Source organism: Mycobacterium sp. IDUB_17, assembly GCF_055419465.1.
Window position 1 is genome coordinate 832,201 of sequence record NZ_JBVAXS010000001.1, and the last position, 13,413, is coordinate 845,613.

The following is a 13,413-nucleotide window of genomic DNA, read 5'->3' on the forward strand; positions in this document are numbered from 1 at the left end:
CGGTCGGCTCAGAGCTTGCCGGCCGCAGCCTCGTCGAGCAGCCAGATGGTCTTCTCCTGACCGATGGCGCCGGCGGCGGGAATGTCGACCGGATCCGCACCGCCGACCGCGGCGGCGACCGCATCGGCCTTCGCCTCGCCGGACACCACGAGCCAGACCTCGCGAGACCGTCGAATCGCGGGCAGGGTCAGGCTGATTCGGCGGGGTGGCGGCTTGGGGGAGTCCGTCACCGCGACCACCAACCGGGTGGTCTCGCGCACCGCCGGGGTGTCCGGGAACAACGAGTTGATGTGCCCTTCACCACCCATACCCAGCAGGTGCACATCGAACTGGGCCGGCAGCTCCTGTTCGTATGCGGCGGCGGCATCGTCGATGGCATCACCGAACAAGCCGTCGCTCGTGGCCATCCGGTGCACATTCGCCGGCGGAATGTTGATGCTCTCCAACAGCGCATCGTGCGCCTGCTGGTCGTTGCGTTCGGCATCGCCCTGCGGCACGTAGCGGTCGTCGCCCCAGTACAGCTGGACGTTCGACCATTCGATCTCGGCCCCGGCGACATGGCGCAGCAACGCGATACCGACGGTGCCGCCGGTCAACACGATGTCCGCCGCCCCGCGCGTGGCGATGGCCGAGGTGATCGCCCCGACGAGCCTCGCACCCGCCGCTTTCGCCAATTCTCCTGCGTCGGCGTAGGTCTCGATGATGCGTTCAGACATAACTCACCTTGTCGATGCCCGTGAGGGCGTCGTAGTAGATTTCGTCGGCGTCGAGGCGGCGTAGATCCTCGGCCAGGCACTCCTTGGCCTCGCGGCGGGCCAGCGGCACCAACGCATCCGGCTTGCCGGTACGGCTCAGTACGGCGGTGACGCCGGTCTGCGGACGTACCAGGGTGACGGTTTCACTTGGCCTGGTCAGCTCCACCTTCAGTTCGCCGGTCGTCCGGGTCACGGGTCCGTCGATCCGGTTGGCCAACCAGCCGGCCAGGATGTCAAGTGCGGGTTCGTCTTTGAGCCCGGACACCAGCGCGGAGGTGATGGGTTCGTGCGGCGGCTGGTCGATCGCCGCGGCCAGCAAGGCCCGCCAGTAGGTGACGCGGCTCCAGGCCAGATCGGTGTCACCGGCGGTATAGCCGTGGAGCCTGCTCTTGATGCAGGCCAGCGGATCACTGCCGTTGGTGGCGTCGGTGATCCGGCGAATCGCCAACTTGCCCAGAGGATCCTGTGCGGGGACGGCGGGCGCGAGGTCGGGCCACCAGGTCACCACCGGGGTGTCGGGCAGCAGGAACGGCGTCACGACACTGCTGGCGTGGTTGGCCAGCGGACCAGACAATCGCAGCACCACCACCTCGTTGGCGCCGGCGTCGCGGCCCACCCGCAGCTGAGCATCCAGCCGGGCCTCGGTGGTCAATCGGTCTCCGGGAATCACCACGATCACGCGGCACGGATGCTCACGGCTGGCCCAGTTGGCCGCCTCGATCGACTCCTCGAGCACCGATTCGGTATCGGGGGCGATGACCAGCGTCAGCACCCGACCGAGGGTGATCGCACCGCCCTCTTCACGCAGAGCGACGATCTTCTTGTTGATCGCCCCGGTATTGGTCTCGGGCAGATCGACGATCATTACGGCCGCCTCCATTCCCGGCCCGACCGACGCAACATCTCGAACGCCGAATCGGGGCCCCACGTTCCGGACTCGTACGAATCGGGCTTACCGTGCGTAGCCCAGTATTCCAGTGCGGGATCCAGGATCTTCCAGCACAATTCGACCTCGGCGTTGACCGGGAACAGCGATGGCTCGCCCAGCAGGACATCGAGGATCAGCCGTTCGTAGGCCTCCGGTGACTCCTCGGCGAAGGCCGAGCCATACGAGAAGTCCATGCTGACATCGCGGACTTCCATGATGTGACCGGGAACCTTGGACCCGAAACGCAGGGTGATTCCTTCGTCCGGTTGCACCCTTATCACGAGTGCGTTCTGGCCGAGCTCATCGGTCATCGTGGCATCGAACGGCAGGTGTGGCGCACGCTTGAACAACAGCGCGATCTCGGTGACTCTGCGGCCCAAGCGTTTTCCGGTGCGCAGATAGAACGGCACGCCGGCCCAGCGGCGAGTGTCCACATCCAGGGTGATGGCCGCGAACGTCTCAGTGGTCGATGTCTTCGAGAAGCCTTCCTCGTCCAGCAGCCCGACTACCTTCTCGCCGCCCTGCCAGCCCGCGACGTACTGTCCACGGGAAGTGGTCTCGTCCAGCGGCTCGGCGAGCCGTGTCGCCGAGAGCACCTTGATCTTCTCGGCCTGCAGCTCGGCAGGGGAGAAACTCACCGGCTCCTCCATCGCGGTCAGCGCCAGCAGCTGCAGCAGATGGTTCTGGATGACGTCTCGGGCGGCACCGACACCGTCGTAGTAGCCGCCGCGCCCGCCGAGGCCGATGTCCTCAGCCATCGTGATCTGCACGCTGTCGACATAGTGCGAGTTCAACACCGGCTCGAACATCTCGTTGGCGAAGCGCAGTGCCAGGAGGTTCTGGACGGTCTCCTTGCCCAGATAGTGGTCGATGCGGAACACCGATGACTCCGGGAACACGCTGTTGACCACCGCGTTGAGTTCCTCGGCGCTCTTGAGGTCGTGACCGAACGGCTTCTCGATGACAACCCGGCTCCAGCTGCCCTCCGGCTTGTCCGCCAGCCCCGATTTCGACAGCTGCTCGCAGACCTGGGGGAACGCCTTCGGCGGGATCGACAGGTAGAACGCGTGATTACCGCTGGTGCCGCGTTCGACATCGAGTTTGTTCAGGGTGTCCTTGAGGCGTTCGAACGAGGCGTCATCGTCGAAAGTGCCCTGTACGAACCGGAATCCCTCGGCCAGGCGATCCCAGACCTCCTGGCGGAACGGCGTTCGGGCGTGCTGTTTGACCGCGTCGTAGACGACCTTGCCGAAATCCTCGTCCGCCCAATCGCGGCGGGCGAAGCCCACCAGCGCGAAGCTGGGTGGCAGCAAACCGCGATTGGCCAGATCGTAGATGGCCGGCATCAGCTTCTTGCGGGCCAGGTCACCGGTGACGCCGAAGATCACCACTGCACACGGCCCCGCGATGCGGGGCATGCGCTTGTCGCGCTTGTCCCGCAACGGGTTACGCCAGGCGGTTTCGGGCCTGCCGCTGGCCGGGCTCATTTCTTGGCGGCGTCGAGTTGGCCCTGTGTCGCGTCGAGCAGTTCCTGCCACGACTTTTCGAACTTGTCCACACCCTCGTCTTCGAGCACCTTGAACACATCGACCAGGTCGATGCCGACGGCGCTGAGTTTGTCGAAGGTTTCCTGTGACGCCGCCGCGGTCCCGCTGATGGTGTCGCCGGTGATCTTGCCGTGGTCGGCGACCGCTTCCAGCGTCTTCTCCGGCAAGGTGTTCACGGTGTGCGGTGCGACCAACTCGGTGACATACATCGTGTCGGAGTACTCCGGGTTCTTGACGCCGGTGGACGCCCACAGCACGCGCTGCACACGGGCGCCGTCGCCCTTGAGCGCCGCGAAGCGCTCACCGCCGAAGACTTCCTCATAGGCCGCGTAGGCCAGGCGCGAGTTGGCCACCCCGGCCTTGCCCCGCAGGGCCAAAGCTTCGTCGGAGCCGATCTTCTCGAGCCGGTTGTCGATCTCGGTGTCCACCCGGGACACGAAGAACGATGCGACCGAGTGGATCTTGGACAGATCGTGGCCGGCTTCCTTGGCTGCCTCCAGGCCGGCCAGGTAGGCGTCCATGACAGCGCGGTGCCGCTCGACCGAGAAGATCAGCGTGACGTTGACCGAGATGCCTTCCGCGATCACCGCGGTGATGGCGGGCAGGCCGGCAAGGGTCGCGGGGATCTTGATCAACAGGTTGGGCCGGTCGACGATCTTCCACAGGTCGATCGCCTGCAGGATCGTCTTGTCGGTGTCGTGGGCCAGCCGCGGGTCGACCTCGATCGACACCCGGCCGTCGACGCCGTTGGAGGCCTCATACTGCTTGGCCAGGACGTCGCACGCGTTGCGGACGTCGTCGGTGGTGACGGTGCGGATGGTGTCGTCGACGTCGGCGCCCTGCTCGGCGAGTTCGGAGACCTGAGCGTCGTAGGCGGTGCCCTTCGACAGCGCAGCCTGGAAGATCGACGGGTTGGTGGTCACCCCCACGACGCTGCGGGTATCGATCAGATTCTGCAGATTGCCGGTCTGCAGCCGCTCGCGCGACAGATCGTCGAGCCAGACGGATACACCCGCGGCACTCAGCGCCGCGAGGTTCGGGTTCTGAGTCATATTCGCCTTCTCCTGCCAGTCGTCTGTCAGTTGTCTAGGGATCGTTCCGCCGCGGCCGCCACAGCCTCGGGGGTGAAACCGAACTCACGGAACAGCGTCTTGTCGTCGGCCGAGGCGCCGTAATGCTCGATCGAAACGATCTCGCCGGTGTCTCCGACCAGTCTGTACCAACTCTGCGCCACCCCGGCCTCGACCGCCACCCGGGCCGAAACCGCCGGCGGCAGCACTGAATCGCGGTACTCCTTGGGCTGCGATTCGAACCACTCGACACATGGCATCGACACCACGCTGGCGTTGATCTCCTTGTCCGCCAACAGCTTCTGCGCTGCGACGGCAAGCTGGAGCTCGGACCCCGTGGCGATGATCACCACGTCAGGGTTCTCGTCGGGGGTTCCACCGAGCACGTAGCCACCGCGGGCCACACCATCGGCGCTGGTTCCCTCGATCACCGGGACGCCCTGGCGGGTCAGGATCAACCCCACCGGGCCGGTGCTGGCGGTGCGCTCCAGCACGGTCTTCCACGCGTAGGCAGTTTCGTTCGGATCACCCGGGCGGACCACCGACAGGTTGGGGATCGCGCGCAACGCCGCCAGGTGCTCGATCGGCTGGTGCGTCGGGCCGTCCTCGCCGAGACCGATCGAATCATGCGTCCACACGTAGATCGGATCGATGTTCATCAATGAGGCCAACCGCACGGCCGGCCGCATGTAATCCGAGAACTGGAGGAATGTTCCACCGTACGGGCGGGTCGGGCCGTGCAGCACGATGCCGGACAGGATGGCACCCATCGCGTGCTCGCGGATTCCGAAGTGCAGGGTGCGGCCGTACCAGGTCGCATTCCAGTCCTCGGTCGAGATCGACGGCGGCCCAAACGAGTTCGCGCCCTTGATCGTGGTGTTGTTGCTACCGGCGAGATCGGCCGAACCACCCCACAGCTCGGGCAGCGTCTGCCCGACGGCGGCCAGCACGGCCCCGGAAGCGGCGCGGGTGGCCACCGGCTTGGAATCGAGCTCCCAGTGCGGCAGGGCGGCGTCCCATCCCTCGGGGAGCTTCTGCGCCTGCAGCCGGTCCAGCAGCTCCTTGCGCTCGGGCTCACGCTCGGCCCAGGCATCGAAGGTCAGCTGCCAGTCGGCGTGCGCCTGCTTGCCGCGGGTGACCAGCTCACGGGTGTGGGCGATCACGTCGTCGCGCACGTCGAAGCTCTTGTCGGGGTCGAAGCCCAGGATCTTCTTGGTGGCTGCCACCTCGTCGGCGCCCAGCGCCGAGCCGTGCACGCCACCGGTGTTCATCTTGGTGGGGGCGGGGTAGCCGATGATGGTCCGCAGTGCGATGAACGAGGGCTTGTCGGTGACCTTCTTGGCCTCGGCGATCGCCTGTTCGATCCCCACGACGTTCTCGCCGCCCTCGACCTCCTGGACGTGCCAGCCGTAGGCGCGGTAGCGCGCGGGCACATCCTCGCTCAGCGCGATGTCGGTGTTGTGCTCGATGGAGATCTTGTTGTCATCCCAGAACACGATGAGATTGCCGAGCTGCTGGGTGCCCGCGAGTGACGACGCTTCGCTGGTGACGCCCTCCTCCATGTCACCGTCCGAGGCCACCACGTAGATGTAGTGGTCGAACGGGCTCTCGCCCGGCGCGGTGTCGGGATCGAACAGGCCGCGCTCGTAGCGAGCCGCCATGGCCATTCCGACCGCCGACGCCAGCCCCTGGCCGAGCGGACCGGTGGTGATCTCCACACCCTTGGTGTGGTGGTACTCGGGATGGCCGGGGGTCAGCGAACCCCACGTGCGCAGTGCCTCGATGTCGGCCAGCTCCAGGCCGAACCCGCCGAGGTAGAGCTGCAGGTACAGGGTCAGGCTGGAATGCCCGCAGGACAGGACGAAACGGTCGCGGCCGATCCACTCGGTGTCGCTGGGATCGTGGCGAAGCTGCCGCTGGAACAGCGTGTAAGCGAGGGGAGCCAGGCTCATCGCTGTTCCCGGGTGGCCGTTGCCGACCTTCTGCACCGCGTCAGCCGCGAGCACCCGGACGGTGTCGACGGCAACGCTGTCGAGTTCGGTCCAGTCATCTGGGTGGTTGGGCTGGGTGAGAGCGGTGATCTCTTCGGCGGTGGTCACTAAGCTCACTTCCTCGTCATCTATCTGCCGGCACGTTCGCGCAGTTGCCATGCTGCTACGACAAACACCCTAGTGGGGCGGACTCATCGGATGCAGACTGGTTCTCACACCGATACCCGGTCGTTTACCCCGTTGTTGCCCCGGAACGGACCCTGCAGTGCCGAGCCACTCGGGCGGCGGTCTACCATCGTGTGTAGTAGAAGCCGCGTGACGCCACCCGAGGAGTTATTTGCGTGAGCATTCGCGAGCGCCGGCTCATTCATGGGGCGCCTAGCCGAATACGGTCCACCTTCCTGTCGTATCTGGCTTTGACCAAGCCGCGTGTGATCGAGTTGTTGCTGGTCACCACCATTCCGGCGATGTTGCTGGCGGACCGAGGCACCGTTGACCCGCTGCTGATCCTCAACACCCTGATCGGCGGCATGCTCGCCGCTGCCGGCGCCAACACGCTCAACTGTGTGGCGGACGCCGACATCGACAAGGTGATGAAGCGGACCGCGCGCCGGCCGCTGGCCCAGGCGTCCGTGCCCACGCGGCACGCGTTGATCTTCGGACTCGTGCTGTCGGTGACGGCGTTCTGCTGGCTGACATGGACATCGAATCTGTTGTCCGGTGTGCTGGCAGTCGCCACGATCGCGTTCTACGTCTTCGTCTACACGTTGCTGCTCAAACGCCGCACCTCACAGAACGTGGTGTGGGGCGGGGCAGCCGGGTGCATGCCGGTGATGATCGGCTGGTCCGCGGTGACCGGCACCATCCAGTGGCCGGCGTTGGTGATGTTCCTGATCATCTTCTTCTGGACGCCGCCGCACACCTGGGCCCTGGCGATGCGTTACAAGGATGACTACAAGGCGGCCGGGGTGCCCATGCTGCCCGCCGTGGCCACCGAGCGTGAGGTCACCCGTCAGATCTTGATCTACACCTGGGTGACGGTGCTCACCACGCTGGTGCTCGCACTGGCCACCGGATGGCTCTACGGAGCCGTGGCCCTGGTGGCAGGCGCCTGGTTCCTGGTGATGGCCCACCAGCTGTACTCCGGGGTGAAGCGCGGCGAGCCGGTGAAGCCGCTGCGGTTGTTCCTGCAGTCGAACAACTACCTGGCCGTGGTGTTCTGCGCGCTGGCAATCGACTCGGCACTCGCGCTGCCGACGATCTTCGGTCACTAGGCGCTATCGCTTATCCGGTCCAGCCGCCCCCGACACCGTTGGTGTGGCAGCGTTGTGGGCATGACCGAACTGGTGAGCCCTGACAACTTCGCGCGTGCCGAATCCGACCTGTACTTCGCCAATGCCGTCAAGGACGGTGGTTTCGGAAAGTTCTTCCACAACCGCGAGCTGACCCCCATCGACCACCAGCTCGTCATCCGGCAGAACCGGGACACGCTCTATTCCGCGGCGGTGTTCGATCTCGACGGCGGGCCGGTCACCATCACGCTGCCCGAGAACGCGGGCCGGTTCATGTCGCTGCAGATCATCAGCGAGGACCACTACACCACCAATGTGGCCTACGCGCCGGGCGAGGTGACGTTCAGCCGCGACTCCGTCGACACCCGCTACGCGATCGCGGCGGTGCGCACCCTGGTCGATCCGGGCGATACCGCGGACCTGGCCGCGGTGCATGCGTTGCAGGACGCGATCACCGTCTCGCAGGCCGAGCCGGGATTCTTCGAGATCCCGCAGTGGGATCCGGTCAGTCAGAAGACGGTTCGCGATGCACTCATCGCGTTGTCCACCACCGTGGCCGACACCAGGGGAATGTTCGGCCCCAAGTACGAAGTGGAGCCGGTCCGGCATCTGATCGGCTCGGCGTTCGCCTGGGGCGGCAATCCCGCACGCGATGCGTTCTATCTCACAGTGGTGCCGGCCCGCAACGACGGCACCACCGTGCACCGCCTGATCGTGAAAGACGTCCCGGTGGACGGGTTCTGGTCGGTGACGGTCTACAACAAGGACGGCTACTTCACCGCGAACCCGCAGAACGCCTACTCGCTGAACAACGTCACCGCGGTCAGGGACGCCGACGGCTCCACCACGGTGCAGTTCGGCGAGGGCGACGCGGCCAACCTGCTGCCGATCACCGAGGGTTGGAACTACATCGTGCGGCTGTACCGGCCGAGGCCCGAGATCCTCGACGGTTCCTGGACGTTCCCCGACGCCGAGCCGGCTTAGGGGACCTGTGCGTCGAGCCTGATTTCTACATCAGGGCTGTCGATCGGTCGGATCCGCAGCCCTGATGTAGAAATCGGCGGTCGCCGGGTGCGGCCTAGGGCACCAGCACGATCGAGCCGACGGTCTTGCGGCCCTGCAGGTCGGTGTGGGCCTGGGCCGCCTCGGCCAGCGGGTAGCGACCGCCGACGGTGATGGTGATCGACCCGTCCGCGATGGCGTTGATCAATTCTCCCGCACGCCATGAGAATTCATCGGGTGTGCGGGTGTGGTGGGCCAGCGTCGGCCGGGTCAGGAACACCGAGCCGGCCGCGTTGAGCCGCTGCGGGTCCACCGGCGGCACCGGACCACTGGCCGCACCGAACAAGGCCAGCGTGCCGCGAATCGCGAGGCTGGCCAGGCTGGCGTCGAACGTCGATGCACCGACCCCGTCGTAGACGGCGGCCACACCCGCCCCGCCGGTGAGATCGCGAATCTTGTCCCCGAATTCGGTCGGATCCTCGGGATAGTCGAGCACCTCGATCGCGCCGGCCTGCCGGGACAGCTCGGCCTTCTCCGGCGTCGAGGCGGTGGTGATCACCCGGGTGCCCATGCTGGTGGCCCACTGGGTGAGGATCAGGCCGACGCCGCCGGCGCCGGCATGTACCAGCACGGTGTCGCTCGGCTGCACGGCATAGGTGGACTTGATCAGATAGTGCGCGGTCATGCCTTTCAGCAGCGCCGACGCGATGGCGTCGGGCGCCACACCGTCGGGTACGTAGGCGACGAAATCGGCTGGGGCGACACAGAAGTCGGCGTAGGCGCCGGTCGCGTTGGCGGTCACCACGCGGTCGCCGACGGCCAGCGCGGCCACGTCGTCGCCGACCGCGGCGACGGTGCCGCACACCTCGGAACCGACGATGAACGGAACGTCTCGTGGATACAGCCCGGACCGGAAGTACGTGTCGATGAAGTTGACGCCGACCGCCTCGGCCTTGATCAGTACCTCGCCGGGGCCCGGGGAGGGCTCGGGCCGCTCGACGTAGCTCAGGACTTCGGGTCCGCCGGTCTCTGCAACTTCGATGGCATACACGCCATCCATCATCCACACCTATCATCGCGGGGGTGAAGCTCGCCCGTCCGGATGTGTTCCATCCCCGCATCGTGTTGGCCGGTTGCGCGGCATTGCCGGAAGGTGACGGCGACGACGCCGGCCTGCTCAAGGCGCTGCGTAACCGCGGTCTGCACGCCCGCTGGCTGCCCTGGGACGACCCGGCCACCCTCGATGCCGACCTGGTCATCCTTCGGGCCACCTGGGACTACACCGAGCGTCTCGACGAGTTCCTGGCCTGGACGCGATCGGTGCCCCACTTGATCAACCGGCCGCAGATCGTGGAGTGGAACACCGACAAGCGCTACCTCGACGATCTGCACCGCATGGGGGTTCCGGTCGTGCCGACCGGGTACTTCGCGGTCGGGGACAAGGTCAGCGTGCCCGATGGCGAAGTCGTGGTGAAGCCCGCGGTGGGTGCCGGCTCGACCGGGGCTCAGCGGTTCGTCGACGCCTCCGAGGCCCTGGCCCACGCGGCAGCCCTGCAGGCCAAGGGCCGCGCCGTGTTGGTGCAGCCGTACGACCCGCGGATCGCCGACGGCGAGACCGCACTGGTGTTCCTGGGCGGCAAGGAGTCCCACGCGTTCACCAAGGGGCCGATCCTGCCTCCGGCCGGACAGTCACCCGAGTTCGAGGAAACCGGTACCTACGCGCAGGAGTCGCTGTCGCCGGCCGACCCTGACGACGAGGTTTGGCGGGTCGGCCGCCTGGCCATCGATGCGGTGACCCGATTGTTCGACCTTGAGCCCGAAGATCTGGTGTACGCCCGGGTCGACGTGATCGGTGGCGCGGACGATCCCCGCCTGCTCGAACTCGAACTGGTCGAGCCTGGACTGGGATTCCGGCAGCTCGATCAGACCGCGCGGGAGGACGCTGAGCGGCGGTTCGCCGTCGGTGTGGAGGGCGCCCTTGAGCGATTCGGGCTGGGCCCGCTGTCACACCGGGGTTTCTGACCCGCGGTAGGGACCGGCGCGGGCGTCAGTCTGGGAGCCGGGACCCCGTGGCCACGTCGAACCGGTGCACCTCGCGGGCCGAGAGCGCGACGGTCGCGCCCGGCTCGATGTCGGGCAGTGCAGCGGCTTCCACCACACTGGTCAGCAGCATGTCGGAGGCCCGTACCGTGACGATGGCGCGCGGCCCCAGTAGTTCCACGAGCTCGACCGAGGCCACGCCGTCGCCGGTCCTGGTGCCGGTGGCCGGGGTGAGGATGACATCGTCGGGGCGCACACCGATCGTCACCGCTGCCGTGTCCGGTCCGCCAACGGCCATCCGCACGCCGGACAAGGTGCGCAGCTCACCGCCGCTGACCGAGCCGTCGATCAGGTTCATCTTCGGACTGCCGACGAAGGTGGCCACGAAGGTGTCGGCTGGGCGCCGGTAAACCTCCTCGGGCGGACCGGCCTGTGCGATGTGCCCGTCGCGCATCACCACGATGCGGTCCGACAGCGTCATCGCCTCTTCCTGGTCGTGCGTCACGTACAGGGCGGTGATGCCCAGCTTTCGCTGCAGCCGCAGCAGCTCTGTGCGCGTCTCCACCCGCAGCTTGGCGTCGAGGTTGCTCAGCGGCTCGTCGAACAGGAACACCGCGGGTTCGCGGATGATGGCCCGGCCGATCGCGACCCGCTGCTGCTGCCCGCCGGACAGATCCTTGGGTTTACGCTCGACCAGCTTGCCCAGGCCGAGTGATTCGGCGATCTCATCGGCCCGCCGCAACGCCTCGGCGCGCGGAATTCGCTTGGCCCGCAACGGGAACGCGATGTTCTCCCGGACCGTAAGGTGCGGGTAGAGAGCGTAGTTCTGGAACACCATGGCGATATCGCGTTCCTTGGGTTCCAGCGCCGTCACATCACGGTCGCCGATGTGGATGCTGCCGGAGGTGATCTCCTCCAGCCCGGCCAGCATCCGAAGCGATGTGGTCTTACCGCACCCGGACGGGCCGACCAGCACGGTCAGGCTGCCGTCGGTCAATTCCAGGTCGAGATCGGAGACCACAGTCGTTGTCCCGTAAGACTTTCCGACCTTGGAGAACTTCACCGATGCCATATCCGAATCCTTGCTTGTCTAGTACTTGACCGCGCCGCCGCTGATCCCTTGGACCAAGCGTCGCTGGATGAAGAAGCTGGCGATCACGACCGGAACGATCGCGATCATGATGGCGGCGCTCATGGTGCCGATCTGCACACCGCGGAAGGTGTTGAAGTTCGCGATCGCCACCGGCAGGATCGCCGCATTGCCGGGCGCCAAGATCAGCCCGTAGAACAGGTCGTTCCACGACAGGGTGAACCCGAAGATGCCTGCGGCCCCGATACCCGGGTACACCTGCGGCAGCACCACCATCCGGAACGCCTGCCAGCGGGTGAAACCGTCGACCCGGGCCTGTTCCTCCAACGAGGCGGGAACTGCCTCGAAGAAGCCGATCAGAAACCAGGTGACCAGTGGCAGGACGAAGGACAGATGCGCGAAGATCACCGGCGCCAGGGTGTCGGTCAACCGCAGCGCGTGCGCCATGGTCAGGAACGGGAACACCATCACCGCAGGCGGAACCACCTGGGCGGCCAGCATGCCGAACCGGGTCAGCGAGCCACCGGCGCGGTACTTGGCGATGACGTAGGCGCCCATGCTGCCGACCACCAGGCTGATCGATACCGTGACGATGCCCACCAGCGCGCTGCGGCCCGCGGCGGCGAAGACGCCGGAATCCAGCACGTTCTGCCAGTTGGCCAGGCTGGGGGAGAAAGCGATGAGGAACGGCTCCGACATCTGTTCGGGCGTCTTGAAACTCGCCAGCGCTACCCAGGCGATGGGAAACAGGACGAATACGAACGCGGCGGTGAGCACGGTGAGACGCAGGATCTCCAGCCCGCGGGGTCGGGTCATCGGACAGTCCTTTCCGAGGCCCGGCTGCGTTCCATGGTGCGAAACGCCACCACGATCACCACCAGCACGACCGCCAGCACGATGAAGGCCATGGCACTGGCCTGTGCGAGCCGGAAGAACTGGATGCCTTCGAGATACATGTAGTACTGCAGCGTCTGGGTGTCGGTGCCCGGTCCGCCGCGGGTGGTGGCGTAGACGTATTCGAAGACCCGCAGGGCGTCCAGGCCGCGCAGCAGCACCGCCACGGTGAGCACCGGGGCGAGCATCGGGATCAGCACCCGGCGCAACCGGTAGACCGGCCCGGCACCGTCGACGCGCGCGGCCTCCATGGGTCGCTTGGGCATCGATTCCAGGCCGGCCAGGATCAGCAGGACCATGAACGGTGTCCACTGCCAGACATCGATGAAGGCCAGAGTCAGTAGCGCCCGGCCCGAACCGAAGAAGTCATAGTCGCTCCCCACCGCGTGCAGCAGCGCCGGAACGGCGCCGATTTGGTCGTTGAGCAGGAACCGGAAGATCAACCCGACCGCGATCGGGGTGATGAACATGGGCGCGAGCACGATGGCCCGGGACAGGTCCTTGGCCCAGCGCTGCTGATGCAGCGCCAGGGCCAGGGCGAAACCGATCACCAGCTCCGCGGTCACCGCGATCACCACGTAGATCGCGGTGGTGGCGAACGCCTCCCAGAACGCCGAGTTCGACAGGGCGTTGGTGAAATTCGCCACGCCGACGAAACCGGGCTGCTTACGGTCGGTCAGCTTGTAGTTGGTCAGCGACAAGTAGGCCGCGTAGCAGAGCGGGAATCCGACGGCCACAGCGAACAGGGCGAGCAACGGCATGAGCATGCCGTACTTGAACTTCATTTGGACACCCCCGCCATGG

At 66.3% G+C, this 13,413-nt stretch carries 12 protein-coding genes; 3 read left to right on the plus strand and 9 right to left on the minus strand.

Annotation, left to right across the window (positions count from 1 at the left end):
• Window positions 1–8: 8 nt before the first annotated feature.
• The 5 genes from pgl to tkt are packed head-to-tail and all read right to left on the minus strand — an operon-like array spanning window position 9 to window position 6,399.
• A complete protein-coding gene (pgl, locus tag ACZYZ7_RS04090) occupies window positions 9–716 on the minus strand; it encodes a 6-phosphogluconolactonase (RefSeq protein ID WP_450069148.1) in 708 nt (235 codons plus the stop codon).
• Complete coding sequence (gene opcA, locus ACZYZ7_RS04095; RefSeq protein WP_450069149.1) at window positions 709–1,620, minus strand: glucose-6-phosphate dehydrogenase assembly protein OpcA; 912 nt, start codon at window positions 1,618–1,620, stop codon at window positions 709–711. The genes pgl and opcA overlap by 8 nt, the downstream gene beginning before the upstream one ends.
• Window positions 1,620–3,170 (minus strand): glucose-6-phosphate dehydrogenase, encoded by a 1,551-nt coding sequence (zwf, locus tag ACZYZ7_RS04100; RefSeq protein ID WP_463740268.1) that lies wholly within the window; start codon window positions 3,168–3,170, stop codon window positions 1,620–1,622. The genes opcA and zwf overlap by 1 nt, the downstream gene beginning before the upstream one ends.
• Window positions 3,167–4,282 (minus strand): transaldolase, encoded by a 1,116-nt coding sequence (gene tal / locus ACZYZ7_RS04105; RefSeq protein WP_135454280.1) that lies wholly within the window; start codon window positions 4,280–4,282, stop codon window positions 3,167–3,169. The genes zwf and tal overlap by 4 nt, the downstream gene beginning before the upstream one ends.
• 26 nt (window positions 4,283–4,308) lie before the next feature.
• A complete protein-coding gene (gene tkt, locus ACZYZ7_RS04110) occupies window positions 4,309–6,399 on the minus strand; it encodes a transketolase (RefSeq protein WP_463740543.1) in 2,091 nt (696 codons plus the stop codon).
• Between the two features lie 233 nt (window positions 6,400–6,632).
• On the opposite strand from tkt, the gene ACZYZ7_RS04115 reads away from it, so the two are divergent.
• Together ACZYZ7_RS04115 and ACZYZ7_RS04120 are read left to right on the plus strand one after the other, a co-directional pair.
• Window positions 6,633–7,565, plus strand: coding sequence for a heme o synthase (locus ACZYZ7_RS04115; protein ID WP_463740269.1), 933 nt, complete (start codon window positions 6,633–6,635; stop codon window positions 7,563–7,565).
• Between the two features lie 72 nt (window positions 7,566–7,637).
• Entirely contained in the window at window positions 7,638–8,567 is a 930-nt protein-coding gene (locus ACZYZ7_RS04120; RefSeq protein WP_463740544.1) for a DUF1254 domain-containing protein, read from the plus strand.
• A gap of 94 nt (window positions 8,568–8,661) precedes the next feature.
• On the opposite strand, the gene ACZYZ7_RS04125 is transcribed toward ACZYZ7_RS04120, so the two are convergent.
• Window positions 8,662–9,636 carry a quinone oxidoreductase family protein gene (locus tag ACZYZ7_RS04125; RefSeq protein WP_135460018.1) on the minus strand — a complete coding sequence of 325 codons (975 nt, stop codon included), beginning with the start codon at window positions 9,634–9,636 and terminating at the stop codon, window positions 8,662–8,664.
• A gap of 32 nt (window positions 9,637–9,668) precedes the next feature.
• Here ACZYZ7_RS04125 and ACZYZ7_RS04130 point away from each other — a divergent pair, with 32 nt between their 5' ends.
• Complete coding sequence (locus ACZYZ7_RS04130; protein ID WP_450069152.1) at window positions 9,669–10,607, plus strand: ATP-grasp domain-containing protein; 939 nt, start codon at window positions 9,669–9,671, stop codon at window positions 10,605–10,607.
• A 25-nt stretch (window positions 10,608–10,632) separates the two neighbouring features.
• On the opposite strand, the gene ACZYZ7_RS04135 is transcribed toward ACZYZ7_RS04130, so the two are convergent.
• From ACZYZ7_RS04135 to ACZYZ7_RS04145, 3 genes are read right to left on the minus strand one after another with little or no spacing between them, the layout of a single operon-like run.
• Window positions 10,633–11,697 carry an ABC transporter ATP-binding protein gene (locus tag ACZYZ7_RS04135; protein ID WP_463740270.1) on the minus strand — a complete coding sequence of 355 codons (1,065 nt, stop codon included), beginning with the start codon at window positions 11,695–11,697 and terminating at the stop codon, window positions 10,633–10,635.
• An 18-nt stretch (window positions 11,698–11,715) separates the two neighbouring features.
• Window positions 11,716–12,531 (minus strand): carbohydrate ABC transporter permease, encoded by an 816-nt coding sequence (locus ACZYZ7_RS04140; protein ID WP_280830445.1) that lies wholly within the window; start codon window positions 12,529–12,531, stop codon window positions 11,716–11,718.
• Window positions 12,528–13,394 (minus strand): carbohydrate ABC transporter permease, encoded by an 867-nt coding sequence (locus ACZYZ7_RS04145; protein ID WP_463740271.1) that lies wholly within the window; start codon window positions 13,392–13,394, stop codon window positions 12,528–12,530. The genes ACZYZ7_RS04140 and ACZYZ7_RS04145 overlap by 4 nt, the downstream gene beginning before the upstream one ends.
• Window positions 13,395–13,413 lie beyond the last annotated feature (19 nt).